The sequence below is a fragment of the Citrobacter sp. TBCP-5362 genome (assembly GCF_005406305.1).
In the GTDB taxonomy this organism is placed as follows: domain Bacteria; phylum Pseudomonadota; class Gammaproteobacteria; order Enterobacterales; family Enterobacteriaceae; genus Citrobacter_B; species Citrobacter_B koseri.
Genome location: NZ_CP040234.1, coordinates 2,201,354 through 2,216,019 on the forward strand (window position 1 = coordinate 2,201,354; position 14,666 = coordinate 2,216,019).

At 52.3% G+C, this 14,666-nt stretch carries 13 protein-coding genes; 12 read left to right on the forward strand and 1 reads right to left on the reverse strand.

Annotated elements, in window-relative coordinates:
• Window positions 1-5: 5 nt before the first annotated feature.
• From FD428_RS10530 to FD428_RS10575, 10 genes are all read left to right on the forward strand, one after another.
• On the forward strand, window positions 6-1,298 hold the full coding sequence (locus tag FD428_RS10530) for an ABC transporter substrate-binding protein (RefSeq protein WP_071258387.1): 1,293 nt from the start codon (window positions 6-8) through the stop codon (window positions 1,296-1,298).
• Window positions 1,299-1,319: 21 nt separating this feature from the next.
• On the forward strand, window positions 1,320-2,201 hold the full coding sequence (locus FD428_RS10535; RefSeq protein WP_110494216.1) for a carbohydrate ABC transporter permease: 882 nt from the start codon (window positions 1,320-1,322) through the stop codon (window positions 2,199-2,201).
• Complete coding sequence (locus FD428_RS10540; protein ID WP_071258384.1) at window positions 2,188-3,030, forward strand: carbohydrate ABC transporter permease; 843 nt, start codon at window positions 2,188-2,190, stop codon at window positions 3,028-3,030. The genes FD428_RS10535 and FD428_RS10540 overlap by 14 nt, the downstream gene beginning before the upstream one ends.
• Before the next feature lie 28 nt (window positions 3,031-3,058).
• Window positions 3,059-4,111, forward strand: a complete 1,053-nt coding sequence (locus FD428_RS10545) for a zinc-binding alcohol dehydrogenase (protein WP_114847865.1) — start codon at window positions 3,059-3,061, stop codon at window positions 4,109-4,111.
• 19 nt (window positions 4,112-4,130) lie between these two features.
• Window positions 4,131-4,919 carry a sugar phosphate isomerase/epimerase gene (locus tag FD428_RS10550; protein WP_071258381.1) on the forward strand — a complete coding sequence of 263 codons (789 nt, stop codon included), beginning with the start codon at window positions 4,131-4,133 and terminating at the stop codon, window positions 4,917-4,919.
• Between the two features lie 10 nt (window positions 4,920-4,929).
• The gene (locus FD428_RS10555; protein ID WP_114847866.1) at window positions 4,930-5,985 is read left to right on the forward strand and encodes a Gfo/Idh/MocA family protein; all 1,056 of its coding nucleotides are present in this window, start codon (window positions 4,930-4,932) and stop codon (window positions 5,983-5,985) included.
• The gene (locus tag FD428_RS10560) at window positions 5,982-8,252 is read left to right on the forward strand and encodes a glycoside hydrolase family 65 protein (protein WP_137675737.1); all 2,271 of its coding nucleotides are present in this window, start codon (window positions 5,982-5,984) and stop codon (window positions 8,250-8,252) included. Before FD428_RS10555 ends, FD428_RS10560 begins: the two co-directional genes overlap by 4 nt.
• Complete coding sequence (gene pgmB / locus FD428_RS10565) at window positions 8,249-8,911, forward strand: beta-phosphoglucomutase (RefSeq protein ID WP_114847867.1); 663 nt, start codon at window positions 8,249-8,251, stop codon at window positions 8,909-8,911. The genes FD428_RS10560 and pgmB overlap by 4 nt, the downstream gene beginning before the upstream one ends.
• 10 nt (window positions 8,912-8,921) lie before the next feature.
• Entirely contained in the window at window positions 8,922-10,004 is a 1,083-nt protein-coding gene (locus FD428_RS10570) for an ABC transporter ATP-binding protein (RefSeq protein WP_071258377.1), read from the forward strand.
• A gap of 73 nt (window positions 10,005-10,077) precedes the next feature.
• Entirely contained in the window at window positions 10,078-10,983 is a 906-nt protein-coding gene (locus tag FD428_RS10575) for an OmpG family monomeric porin (protein WP_071258376.1), read from the forward strand.
• Between the two features lie 31 nt (window positions 10,984-11,014).
• Here FD428_RS10575 and FD428_RS10580 read toward each other — a convergent pair whose 3' ends face one another.
• Window positions 11,015-12,025, reverse strand: a complete 1,011-nt coding sequence (locus FD428_RS10580) for a LacI family DNA-binding transcriptional regulator (RefSeq protein WP_114847868.1) — start codon at window positions 12,023-12,025, stop codon at window positions 11,015-11,017.
• Between the two features lie 155 nt (window positions 12,026-12,180).
• Between FD428_RS10580 and FD428_RS10585 the strand changes: the two genes are divergently transcribed.
• The gene (locus tag FD428_RS10585) at window positions 12,181-13,578 is read left to right on the forward strand and encodes a YcjX family protein (protein ID WP_058669435.1); all 1,398 of its coding nucleotides are present in this window, start codon (window positions 12,181-12,183) and stop codon (window positions 13,576-13,578) included.
• Entirely contained in the window at window positions 13,575-14,636 is a 1,062-nt protein-coding gene (locus tag FD428_RS10590; RefSeq protein ID WP_114847869.1) for a YcjF family protein, read from the forward strand. The genes FD428_RS10585 and FD428_RS10590 overlap by 4 nt, the downstream gene beginning before the upstream one ends.
• The last annotated feature ends 30 nt before the right edge of the window (window positions 14,637-14,666 follow it).

Sequence of the window (14,666 nt, forward strand, 5' to 3'; positions counted from 1 at the left end):
ATCTAATGCTTAAATCTAACGTTGTGCTGTTATCAGCACTGGTTTCCTGCGCCCTGATTTCAGGGTGCAAAGATGACAAACAATCTCATGTCTCCATTGAATTTATGCATTCGTCGGTGGAACAGGAGCGTCAGGCCGTTATTACAAAACTGATTACGCGTTTTGAGAAAGAAAATCCTGGAATCACAGTGAAACAGGTTCCTGTTGAGGAAGATGCCTATAACACCAAAGTGATCACGCTGGCGCGCAGCGGCTCGCTGCCGGAGGTTATTGAGACCAGCCATGATTACGCCAAAGTGATGGATAAAGAGCAACTGATCGACCGTGATGCTGTTGCGGATGTTATTCAGAACGTGGGTGAAAGCGCGTTTTATGACGGTGTGCTGCGCATTGTGCGTACTGAAGATAGCGCGGCGTGGACCGGCGTTCCGGTAAGTGCCTGGATTGGCGGTATCTGGTATCGCAAAGATGTTCTGGCGAAAGCCGGGCTGGAAGAGCCAAAAAACTGGCAGCAATTGCTGACCGTCGCGCAAAAACTCAACGATCCCGCCAGTAAGAAATACGGTATTGCGCTACCGACGGCGGAGAGCGTGCTGACTGAACAGTCTTTCTCGCAGTTTGCGTTGTCAAATCAGGCCAACGTCTTTGATGCACAAGGAAAAATAACCCTTGATACGCCAGAGATGGCGCAGGCGCTGGAATATTATCGTGCGCTGGCGGCAAATACGATGCCGGGTTCTAACGACATTATGGAAGTGAAAGACGCTTTCATGAACGGGACTGCACCAATGGCGATTTATTCCACCTATATCCTCCCGGCCGTCATTAAAGAAGGCGAACCGCAGAACGTGGGGTTTGTCGTTCCGACGGAAAAAACCTCTGCTGTCTATGGCATGTTGACTTCGCTGACTATCACCAGCGGACAGAAAGCGGAAGAGACGGAGGCGGCCGAGAAATTTGTCACCTTTATGGAGCAGGCGGACAACATTGCGGACTGGGTGATGATGTCTCCGGGAGCGGCACTGCCGGTCAACAAAGCCGTGGTGAACACGCCCGTGTGGAAGGAAAACGATGTGATCAACGCGCTTGGCGATCTGCCTTATCAGTTGATTGCAAAACTGCCTAATATCCAGGTGTTTGGCGCGGTGGGCGACAAGAACTTTACCCGTATGGGCGACGTGACGGGCTCTGGCGTGGTGAGTTCGCTGGTGCATAACGTGACGGTGGGTAACGCCAGCCTGTCTTCGGCCCTTAAGGAAAGCCAGAAAAAGCTGGATACCCTTGTTGAACAGCGCTAATGCGGAAAGAGGAAAGCAGTTATGACCAGGCTTTTTTCCGGTCGTTCCGATATGCCATTCGCGATGTTGCTGCTGGCGCCCAGTTTATTACTGCTGGGCGGTCTGGTGGCATGGCCGATGATATCGAATATCGAAATCAGTTTTTTGCGTTTGCCGCTTAATCCGCGAATTGCCTCAACGTTCGTGGGGTTTAGCAACTACATTAACATTCTCTCCGATCCTGGGTTCTGGCACGCGCTGTGGATGACGATCTGGTATACCGCGCTGGTTGTGGCCGGTAGTACCGCACTGGGGCTGGGCGTCGCGATGTTCTTTAACCGGGAGTTTCGCCTGCGTAAAACGGCACGTTCGCTGGTGATCCTCTCTTATGTGACGCCGTCCATCTCGCTGGTGTTCGCCTGGAAGTACATGTTCAACAACGGCTACGGCATTGTGAACTACCTCGGCGTGGATCTGCTGCATCTCTACGATCATGCGCCGCTGTGGTTCGACAATCCGGGCAGTAGTTTCGCGCTGGTGGTGTTGTTTGCGATCTGGCGTTACTTCCCGTATGCGTTCATTTCATTCCTGGCGATCTTACAGACTATCGATAAATCGCTGTATGAAGCAGCCGAAATGGATGGCGCGAATGCCTGGCAGCGATTTCGCATCGTAACGCTGCCCGCCATCATGCCGGTGCTGGCGACGGTCGTGACCTTACGCACCATCTGGATGTTCTACATGTTCGCCGATGTTTATCTGTTGACGACGAAGGTCGATATTCTCGGGGTGTATCTCTACAAAACAGCATTTGCATTTAATGACTTAGGTAAAGCAGCCGCCATTTCCGTGGTGCTCTTCATCATTATTTTTGCCGTCATCTTGCTGACCAGAAAACGGGTGAATCTCAATGGCAACAAATAAACGCAAACTTGAGCGTGTCGGCTTTTACTGTGGCCTGATCGTCTTTCTTCTCATCACGCTGTTTCCTTTCTTTGTGATGCTGATGACCTCGTTTAAAAGCGCGAAAGAGGCGATTTCACTGCATCCGACCCTTTTCCCGCAGCACTGGACGCTGGAACACTATATCGACATTTTTAATCCGCTGATTTTCCCGTTTGTCGATTATTTCCGCAACAGCATGGTGGTGTCGGTAGTGTCATCCGTTGTGGCCGTATTTTTGGGCACGCTTGGCGCGTACGCGCTGTCACGTCTGCGCTTTAAAGGTCGCATGACCATTAATGCCAGCTTTTACACCGTGTACATGTTCTCCGGCATTTTGCTGGTGGTGCCGTTGTTCAAAATCATCACTGCGTTAGGCATTTATGACACCGAAATGGCGCTCATTATCACGATGGTCACTCAGACGCTGCCGACCGCGGTGTTCATGCTGAAAAGCTACTTCGACACCATCCCGGATGAGATTGAAGAGGCCGCCATGATGGATGGCTTGAACCGTCTGCAAATTATTTTCCGCATTACCGTTCCGCTGGCGATGTCTGGTCTGGTCTCGGTGTTTGTCTACTGCTTTATGGTGGCCTGGAATGACTATCTGTTTGCGTCGATTTTCCTCTCCAGCGCCAGCAATTTCACCCTTCCGGTAGGGCTGAATACGCTGTTTAGCACGCCGGATTATATCTGGGGACGCATGATGGCGGCGTCGCTGGTAACGGCATTACCTGTCGTCATTATGTATGCGCTTTCCGAACGTTTTATTAAGAGTGGTTTGACCGCTGGTGGCGTGAAGGGCTAAGGCGGCCAGTTTAATTAAGGAGTTGTAAATGAAAAAGTTAGTTGCCACCGAACCGCGCGTTGCGGCGCTTGTGGAGTATGAAGATCGCGCGATTTTAGCCAACGAAGTGAAAATCCGCGTTCTGTTTGGCGCGCCGAAGCATGGTACTGAGGTGGTTGATTTCCGCGCTGCCAGCCCGTTCATTGATGAAGATTTTGATGCGCAATGGCAGATGTTTATGCCACGCCCGGAAGGCGCGCCGCGCGGTATCGAATTCGGTAAGTTCCAGCTCGGTAACATGGTGGTGGGCGACATTATCGAATGCGGCAGTGACGTGACGGACTATGCCGTGGGCGATCGCGTATGTGGTTATGGTCCGCTTTCTGAGACGGTCATCATCAACGCCGTTAATAACTATAAGCTGCGCAAAATGCCGGAAGGGTGTTCCTGGAAAAACGCAGTCTGCTATGACCCGGCACAATTCGCGATGAGCGGCGTGCGTGACGCGAATGTGCGCGTGGGTGACTTTGTCGTGATTGTCGGGCTGGGCGCGATTGGTCAGATTGCGGTGCAACTGGCGAAAAAAGCGGGAGCGTCAGTGGTTATCGGCGTAGACCCGATCGCTCACCGCTGTGATATTGCGCGTCGTCATGGCGCGGATTACTACCTGAACCCGGTCGGCACGGATGTCGGTATGGAAATTAAAAAACTGACCGGGAAACAGGGCGCTGATGTGATCATCGAAACCTGTGGTTATGCTGACGCGTTACAGTCGGCGCTGCGCGGGCTGGCCTACGGCGGCACTATCTCCTACGTGGCTTTCGCTAAACCGTTTGCGGCGGGATTCAATCTCGGGCGTGAAGCGCACTTCAATAACGCCAAAATCGTTTTCGCTCGTGCCTGTAGTGAGCCGAACCCTGATTACCCGCGCTGGAACCGTAAGCGTATTGAAGAAACCTGCTGGGAATTGCTGATGAATGGTTATCTCGATTGCGAAGAGATTATCGACCCCATCGTAACGTTTGCCAACAGCCCGGAAAGCTATATGGAGTTTGTCGACAAGCACCCGGAAAAGAGCATCAAAATGGGCGTGACGTTTTAATTCTAAGGGAATGAATACTATGAAAATTGGAACTCAGAATCAGGCTTTCTTTCCAGAAAATATTCTGGATAAATTTCGCTATATCAAAGAGATGGGGTTTGACGGGTTTGAGATCGACGGCAAATTGCTGGTCAATAACCTTGATGACGTCAAAGCGGCGATTAAAGAAACGGGTCTGCCTGTTACCACAGCCTGCGGTGGTTACGACGGCTGGATTGGCGATTTTATTGAAGAGCGCCGTCTGAACGGCCTGAAACAAATTGAACGCATTCTTGAAGCGCTGGCGGAAGTGGGCGGCAAAGGCATTATCGTGCCGGCCGCGTGGGGAATGTTTACCTTCCGTTTGCCGCCAATGGCCTCGCCGCGCAGCCTGGAAGGCGATCGCAAAGCGGTGAGCGACTCGCTGCGTTTCCTTGACAACGTGGCTGAGCGCACTGGAACGGTGGTGTACCTGGAACCGCTTAACCGCTACCAGGATCACATGATCAATACGCTTGCCGACGCTCGTCGCTATATCGTCGAAAACGATCTCAAACATGTAGAGATTATCGGTGATTTTTATCACATGAACATCGAAGAAGACGATATGGCGAAGGCGCTGCATGACAACCGGGATCTGCTTGGCCATGTGCATATTGCCGACAACCACCGCTATCAGCCGGGAACCGGCACCCTGAATTTCGGCGCGCTGTTTGATCAGTTGCGGCAGGACAATTATCAGGGGTATGTGGTGTATGAAGGGCGGGTACGCGCAGATAATCTGCCGGAAGCCTACCGTCAGTCATTGGCCTGGTTGCGTACCTGCTAAGAGGGTTCCCGTGAAAAGTGCAATGACAAGCGCGCCGTTGCGTGTCGCCATCATTGGCGCCGGGCAGGTGGCGGATAAGGTTCATGCTTCGTACTACTGCACCCGCGAGGATCTGGAACTGGTGGCTGTCTGTGACAGCCGCCTGTCCCAGGCGCAAGCGTTGGCAGATAAATACGGTAATGCACAGGTCTGGGATGACCCAGAGAAGATGCTGCGCGACGCTCAGCCGGATATCGTCAGCGTCTGTTCGCCAAATCGTTTTCATTACGAACACACCATGCTGGCCCTGGAAGCCGGTTGTCATGTGATGTGTGAGAAGCCTCCCGCCATGACGCCAGAACAGGCGCTGGAGATGTGCAAAACCGCGCGACGAATGGGAAAGGTGTTGGCCTACGATTTTCATCATCGCTTTGCGCTGGACACGCAATTGTTGCGTGAACAGGTTGTGGCTGGCGTGCTGGGTGAAATCTATGTCACCAATGCCAGAGCCTTGCGCCGCTGCGGAGTGCCCGGCTGGGGTGTATTCACCAACAAAGCCTTGCAGGGCGGGGGGCCGTTGATCGATATCGGCGTGCATATGCTGGATGCGGCAATGTATGTCTTAGGGTTCCCGGCGGTTAAACGGGTTTGCGCGCACAGCTTTCAAAAAATCGGCACCTGCAAAAACAGCGGGCAGTTTGGTGAATGGGACCCGGCAACGTACACCGTTGAAGATGCGCTGTTCGGCACAATCGAATTTCACAATGGCGGCATCTTGCGGCTGGAAACCTCCTTTGCGCTCAACATTCCAGAGCAGTCGGTCATGAACGTGAATTTTTGCGGTGATAAGGCCGGAGCAACGCTTTTCCCGGCACAGGTTTACACCGACCGGGAGGGGGAGCTGGCGGTCCTGTTTCAGCGTGACGTTGCGGATGATCACCGCCATTTTCGGAGTATGGATGCTTTTGTCAATCATGTGAAAGGGGAGCCAGTGACGATCGCCGATGCAGAACAAGGTTTTGTCATTCAACAACTTGTGGCTGCGTTGTATCACTCTGCTGAAACAGGAACCTGCGTGGAATTATGATGAAGCCTGTAATGTTAACAGACCCGTTTTTTTGCCTGCACAGCCTGAATAAATATGCCTCACTTATGGCGTCAGGTAATGGTTATATGGGGATCCGCGCAAGCCACGAAGAAGCGTATACAGTACAGACTCGCGGCATGTTTCTGGCGGGCCTCTATCATCAGGCTGGCAAGGGAGAGATTAATGAACTGGTCAATCTCCCCGATGTGGTTGGCGTAGAGATAACGCTGAATGGCGATATTTTCTCCCTGCTGAGCGGCACAATTGAAAGCTGGCGGCGCGATGTGGATTTTGCCACCGGAGAGTTGCGCCGTTCGCTGATATGGCGCTCGCCTGGCGGCATGCGCTTTGCGATCGAAAGCCGCCGTTTTGCATCCGCAGAAAAGTTACCGCTGTTTGCGATGGAAATGACTATTACGCCGTTGGACGCCGACGCCACGCTTTCTCTCTCGACCGGCATTGACGCGACGATAACTAACCATGGCCGTCAGCATCTGGACGAAACACAGGTCAGAGTGTTCGGACAGCACCTTTTGCAGGGGGTCTATACGACTCAGGATGGCCGCAACGATATTTCCATTTCCGCTTTCTGCCGCGTGAAAGGCGATGTGCAACGTTGCTTTACGGCAAAAGATCGCCGCCTGATGCAACACAACAGTTTGTGTGTAAAAGTGGGCCAGCGTATCACGCTGGAGAAATTGGTCTGGATTGAGTGGACATCTGAACGGAATACCTCGCCTGAAACCTGGGGGAGTCAGGCCCTTCGTCAACTTGAAGCCTGTGCTGAGCAGGGGTACGACGCGCTAAGAGCAGAAACCGCCGCTAACTGGCATCGCTGGTGGCAGCGTCGCCGTGTTCAGGTCAGCAGCGTGGCGCCTGGCGATCAGCGCGCGTTAGATTTCGCGCTCTATCACTTACGTATCATGACGCCGGTTCATGATGAGCGCAGCAGCATCGCGGCAAAAGGATTAACCGGAGAAGGTTACAAGGGCCACGTATTCTGGGATACCGAGGTTTTTCTGCTGCCGTTTCATCTGTTTACCGAGCCAGACACTGCCAGAGGCCTGTTACGTTACCGTTGGCATAATCTGTCCGGCGCGCGTGAGAAAGCGAGACGTAACGGCTGGCAAGGCGCGTTGTTTCCATGGGAAAGCGCGCGTAGCGGTGAGGAAGAGACGCCGGAGTTTGCGGCGATCAACATCCGTACTGGCCTGCGGCAAAAAGTGGCGTCGGCATTAGCGGAACACCATCTTGTCGCCGATATTGCCTGGGCTGTTATCGGCTACTGGCAAGCCACAGGCGACATGAGTTTTATGGCGCGTGAAGGCATGGCGCTGCTGCTGGAAACCGCCAAATTCTGGATAAGTCGTGCGGTTGACGTGAACGGACGTCTGGAGATTCATGACGTTATTGGCCCGGATGAGTACACCGAGCACGTTAATAACAATGCCTTCACCAACTACATGGCCTGGTACAACGTGGAGCAGGCGCTGCGTTTTGCGCGTGCGCAGGGTTGTGCTGATGACACGTTTATTTATCGCGCGGAATACTTTTTGCAGAAACTTTGGCGGCCTGACATTCAGCAGGATGGCATTTTGCCGCAGGATGATGCGTTTCTCAGCAAACCGGTTATCGATTTAGCGAAATATAAAGCCAATGCGGGCAAGCAGACGATCCTGCTTGATTATTCACGCGCTGAAGTTAATGAGATGCAAATTCTCAAGCAGGCGGACGTGGTAATGCTGATGTATATGCTGCCGGATCTGTTTACGCCGCAGACATGCCTGGCGAACCTGCGCTTTTATGAGGCGCGCACGATTCATGACTCCTCTCTGAGTAAAGCGATCCACGGTATCGTGGCGGCGCGCTGTAAAGATCCAGCAATGGGGTATCAGTTCTGGCGCGATGGGGGGCAAATCGATCTTGGCGACGATCCGCACAGTTGCGATGACGGCATTCATGCCGCAGCGACAGGGGCTATCTGGCTGGGCGCGATACAAGGATTTGCAGGGTTAAGCGTGCGTCATGGCGAACTGCATCTGCATCCGGCGCTCCCGGCGCAGTGGAAACGCCTCGCTTTTCCGTTGCAGTGGCAGGGCAGAGAACTGTTTATCACCATGGATGCAGATAACATCAGCATCACCAGCATCGGCCCCGTCGATGTGTGGATTTGCAACCGCAAGGTTACTGTCGACGGTGAGCGGTCATTCAAATGCAGTGACGTTATTTTACCTGTTAATGGGACCGCTACCAGGGAGGGGAAATGAAACCTCAGGCCATCATTTTTGATTTAGACGGCGTGATTACTGATACCGCGCACCTGCATTTTCTGGCGTGGAAACAGATAGCCGATGAGACGGGGATCGTGATTGATGAGGCGTTCAATGAACGTTTGAAAGGCATTAGCCGTAATGAATCGTTGTGCCGCATTTTGCAGCATGGCGGTAAAGAAGGGGTGTTTACCGATGCTGAATGTTTGCAGCTAGCTGCGCGTAAAAATGCCCTGTACGTTCACACTCTGCGCCAGTTAACGACCGACTCTGTCCTGCCCGGTATTCGGGCGTTATTGACCTCGCTGCATGAATTACAGATTCCGGTAGGGCTGGCATCCGTCTCTCTCAATGCCCCTGCAATCTTACAGGCGCTGGAGATTGCTGACTTTTTTGATTTTTGTGCAGACGCAGCGCACATATCCCGCTCGAAACCGGATCCTGAGATTTTTCTTGCCGCCTGCAACGGTCTTGGGGTGAGGCCTGATGCGTGCATCGGTATTGAAGATGCACAGGCGGGTATTGATGCCATCAATGCCTGCGGTATGCATTCTGTCGGTATCGGTCCGGGGTTAACCGGCGCGGAGTTACATCTTCCTTCAACGGAATTTCTGACGTGGCCGTGCTTATCGGCTTTCTGGCTAAACGCAAAGTAAAGGAATCAATATGGCACAGCTTTCGTTGCAACATATCCAAAAAATATACGATAACCAGGTGCATGTGGTTAAAGATTTTAACCTGGAGATTGAGGATAAAGAGTTCATCGTTTTTGTCGGTCCGTCGGGCTGCGGCAAATCCACCACGCTACGCATGATTGCGGGGCTGGAAGAGATCAGCGCCGGTGAATTATTGATCGACGGTAAGCGGATGAATGATGTACCGGCAAAAGCGCGCAATATTGCCATGGTCTTTCAGAATTACGCCTTATATCCGCACATGACCGTTTACGACAACATGGCGTTTGGGCTGAAAATGCAAAAGATGGACCCGGGCATTATTGATGAACGCGTGAACTGGGCGGCGCAAATTCTTGGATTGCGGGATTACCTGAAACGCAAACCGGGCGCGCTTTCCGGCGGACAGCGTCAGCGTGTTGCGCTTGGGCGCGCCATCGTTCGTGAAGCGGGTGTGTTCCTGATGGATGAACCGCTGTCTAACCTGGATGCAAAATTACGTGTCCAGATGCGCGCAGAGATCAGTAAGCTGCACCAGAAGCTGAATACCACCATGATTTACGTTACGCACGATCAGACTGAAGCCATGACGATGGCAACGCGAATCGTCATTATGAAAGATGGCATTGTTCAGCAGGTCGGTGCGCCTAAGATGGTATATAACCATCCGGCCAATATGTTTGTCGCAGGATTTATTGGTTCTCCTGCAATGAACTTTATTCGTGGTGCAATTGATGGCGATAAATTCGTTACCGAAACGCTGAAATTAACAATCCCGGATGACAAGCTGAACGCGTTAATAAAACAAGGCCACGAGCATAAAGCGGTGGTAATGGGGATTCGCCCGGAGGATATCCATCCTGAAAAACAGGATGGTAATAGCATAACGGCGCGTATTAGCGTGGCTGAGTTAACCGGTGCGGAATTTATGCTTTATACCACCGTTGGGGGGCACGAGCTGGTCGTCCGTGCCGGGGCGATTAACGATTATTCTGCGGGAGAAAATATCACCATACATTTTGATATGGCGAAATGCCATTTCTTTGATGCTGAAACCGAACTGGCTATTCAATAAATAATTCCTCCGGGGGAATTATCCCCCGGTAGCAGGTGCATTTTTTTTGTCGGTATTTTAACAAGGAATAAAAATGAAAACCTTACTGTACTCTACTGCGCTGGTCATATGCGCAGGAATGGCTTGCGCGCAGGCTGCTGAAAACAATGACTGGCATTTTAATATCGGTGCTATGTATGAAATAGAAAACGTCGAAGGCTATGGTGAAGATATGGATGGGCTGGGTGAACCGTCCATCTATTTTAATGCGGCAACCGGTCCGTGGAAAATTTCACTGGCGTATTATCAGGAAGGACCTTTCGATTATAGTGCCGGTAAACGCGGTACATGGTTTGATCGCCCGGAACTGGAAGTTCGTTATCAATTCCTCGAAAGCGATGATGTTAATTTCGGTTTAACCGGCGGTTTTCGTAACTATGGCTACCATTACGTAAATGAAGCGGGTAAAGACACCGCCAATATGCAACGCTGGAAAGTACAACCGGACTGGGATGTGAAACTGACCGACGATTTACGTTTCAGCGGCTGGCTGGCGATGTATCAATTCGTCAATGACCTGAGTATCACCGGCTACTCAGACAGTCGTGTTGAAAGTGAAACCGGCCTGAATTACACTTTTAATGAAACGGTTGGTCTGACGGTGAATTATTACCTGGAACGTGGCTTCAATCTTGCCGAAAACCGTGATAACGGTGAATTCTCCACACAGGAAATCCGTGCCTATTTACCGATAGCATTAGGCAATACCACCCTCACGCCTTATACCCGTATCGGTCTGGATCGCTGGTCCAACTGGGACTGGCAGGATGATCCTGAGCGTGAAGGTCACGACTTTAACCGTCTCGGTTTGCTTTATGCATATGATTTCCAGAATGGGTTATCAATGTCGCTGGAATATGCCTTTGAGTGGGAAGATCACGACGAAGGTGAGAGTGACAAATTCCATTATGCGGGGATCGGCATCAACTACGCGTTCTAAAATGTACTGGGGCATATTCATGCCCCAGTTTTTAAGCGAGGGAGCCGGCTAATGATATTTGCGTTTTTACGATAATATTTTGCAGGCCTTTCTTGCCGGCAATCAGGTTAAATAACAGATTACAACTTTGCTCGCCTAATTCCTGCGTGGGAACGTCAATGCCGCCTGGGGCGGGAGTCAGCATAAACGAGAGCAGTTCATTACTGTAACCGACAACGGCGAGTTGTTGTGGAATCGCGATATTTTTCTCTGCCGCCACCCGGTATAAACTCATTAACTTTAAGCTGTCTGTTGCGAAAACGGCATTTGGCAATGGAGTCTGGCTTAACAGTTTTCTGGCGGCCAGTAGCGCGCTTTCATGCGTGTATCCACCATCAACGATCCATTCATCACGGCACTGGATTTTATGGACTTCCAGACTGGCTTTATAACCATTAACACGGTCGATGGAAACATGGAAATCAAGTGGCGCATGCAGACAGGCAATATGCTGATGACCACTGTCAATTAATGCATTTGTGAGTTGAATACTGTCCTGGAAATTATCCGTATCGACAGAGTAAACATGAGCGTATTCGCCTTCCACTTTGCCAATGACGACAACAGGAACATCATACTTATCCAGACGCGAAAAGAAGAACTCATCCGCCGGGGAGCTCAGCATAATAATGCCTTTGATCATTTTCTGCTTAATTTTGCTTTCGCATTTTTGCAAGTCATCTTCCGTACTGCGGGAGGTCTGTAATATGACATCAAAACCTTCCTCTTCGGCCTTTGCCGTAATCGCATGCAGAACTTCAGAGAAAAAAGGATTACCGGCCGTTGTTTTTGCTGAACGAGTAGAAATAACCATAATGGCGTCAAACCCGGAAGAGGTCAGGGCGCGCGCCAGTTTATTCGGTTGGTATTGCAGTTCATCAATGGCGCGTAATACTTTCTCCCGTGCTTCCGGGGAGATATTGGTTTGTTTATTCAGCACGCGCGATACCGTGGATTTTGATACTCCGGCGACGCGCGCGATATCATAAATAGTAGGGGACATAGTCGGGGGAACTCCGTTCGAGAGTTAATGACGCACATCTTATGGAGTTAACTGGCGGATGACAACACAAGGCGGTTGATTATCAACAGCCTGCCCCCACATCAATACGCATAGGTTATAATTTTTTTCTGGTCTTCAGGCACAACAGGATGGCGATGAAGCGACTCAAAAACGAACTTAACTCGCTGGTTAATCGCGGTGTAGACAGGCATTTACGTCTGGCCGTTACCGGACTTAGCCGCAGTGGAAAAACCGCGTTTATCACTGCGATGGTTAACCAACTGCTCAACATCCATGCCGGATCGCGACTGCCGCTGCTAAGCGCGGTGCGTGAGGAGCGTTTGCTGGGCGTGAAACGCGTTCCACAACGTGATTTTGGTATTCCACGTTTTACCTACGATGAAGGGCTGGCCCAGCTTTATGGCCAGCCGCCTGCCTGGCCGACGCCAACGCGCGGCGTGAGCGAAATCCGTCTCGCGTTACGCTACAAATCCAATGATTCTTTGCTGCGCCATTTTAAAGACACCTCGACGTTATACCTGGAGATTGTCGATTATCCCGGCGAATGGCTGCTCGACTTGCCGATGCTGGCGCAGGATTACCTGAGCTGGTCCCGGCAAATGACCGGCTTACTGCAAGGGCAGCGGGGCGAATGGTCGGCCAAATGGCGTCAGTTATGCCAGGGGCTGGACCCGCTGGCGCCTGCTGATGAAAACCGCCTGGCGGAGATCGCCGCGGCCTGGACGGCGTATCTGCACCAATGCAAACAGCAGGGGCTGCACTTTATTCAGCCTGGCCGCTTTGTGCTGCCGGGCGATATGGCGGGCGCGCCTGCGTTGCAGTTTTTCCCGTGGCCGGATGTGGATGCGCATGGCGAATCGATACTGGCGCAGGCGGACAAACACACCAACGCCGGAATGTTACGTGAACGCTTTAATTACTACTGTGAAAAAGTGGTGAAAGGGTTCTATAAAAATCATTTCCTGCGGTTTGATCGCCAGATTGTACTGGTGGATTGCCTGCAACCGTTGAACAGCGGGCCGCAGGCGTTCAACGATATGCGTCTGGCGCTGACGCAATTGATGCAGAGTTTCCACTATGGTCAGCGAACGCTATTTCGCCGACTCTTTTCCCCGGTGATTGATAAATTGCTGTTTGCGGCGACCAAGGCAGACCATGTGACTGTCGATCAACATGCCAATATGGTCTCTTTGCTCCAGCAACTGATTCAGGATGCCTGGCAAAACGCGGCGTTTGAAGGCATCAGCATGGATTGTCTGGGACTGGCGTCCGTACAGGCGACGACCAGTGGATTGATCGACGTGAATGGTGAAAAGATCCCGGCTTTACGCGGTAACCGTTTAAGCGACGGAACGCCGTTAACGGTGTACCCCGGCGAAGTGCCCGCACGCCTGCCGGGACAAGCGTTCTGGGACAGTCAGGGTTTCCAGTTTGAAGCGTTTCGCCCGCAGGTGATGGATGTGGACAAACCATTGCCGCACATTCGTCTGGATGCCGCGCTGGAATTTTTAATAGGAGACAAATTGCGATGAGCGAACCGTTAAAACCGCGTATCGATTTCGCAGGTCCACTGGAGGTGGAGCAAAACCAGATGCTTAAAACGCAACAGACCTTCAGCGAGACGCAGGCGCAGACCTTTGCCCCCGCGCAGGTGGATGAACCTCTGGAAGACGAGGGACAGGCGGAAGCGGTCATTGATGCCGCACTGCGCCCTAAACGCAGTTTGTGGCGCAAGATGGTGATGGGGGGACTGGCGTTGTTTGGCGTCAGCGTTGTGGGCCAGGGCGTGCAATGGACCATGAACGCATGGCAAACCCAGGACTGGGTGGCGCTGGGCGGTTGTGCTGCCGGGGCGTTGATCATTGGCGCAGGCGTTGGCTCGGTCGCGACAGAATGGCGTCGGTTATGGCGATTACGCCAGCGGGCGCATGAACGGGATGAAGCGCGCGACCTGTTGCACAGCCACGGTACGGGAAAGGGCCGTGCGTTTTGCGAAAAGCTGGCGCAGCAGGCCGGTATCGATCAGTCTCACCCGGCGTTGCAGCGCTGGTATGCTTCGATTCACGAAACGCAAAACGATCAGGAAGTGGTCAGCTTATACGCTCAACTGGTGCAACCGGTGCTGGATGCCCAGGCGCGACGTGAAATCAGCCGTTCGGCCGCCGAATCCACGTTAATGATCGCCGTCAGCCCGCTGGCATTGGTGGATATGGCATTTATCGCCTGGCGAAATTTGCGGCTGATCAATCGCATTGCGACGCTGTATGGCATTGAACTGGGGTATTACAGCCGCCTGCGCCTGTTTCGTCTGGTGTTGCTCAATATTGCGTTTGCGGGCGCCAGCGAGCTGGTGCGTGAAGTCGGGATGGACTGGATGTCGCAGGATCTGGCGGCGCGTTTGTCTGCCCGTGCGGCGCAGGGTATTGGTGCCGGGCTGTTAACCGCTCGTCTGGGCATTAAAGCGATGGAACTGTGTCGTCCCTTACCGTGGATCGACGATGATAAGCCGCGTCTGGGGGATTTTCGTCGCCAGCTTATCGTTCAGGTCAAAGAGACCTTGCAGAAAAGCAAAACCCCGCGCGAAAACTGATCGCTGGAAGGGCGCTGACCGTATAACTTT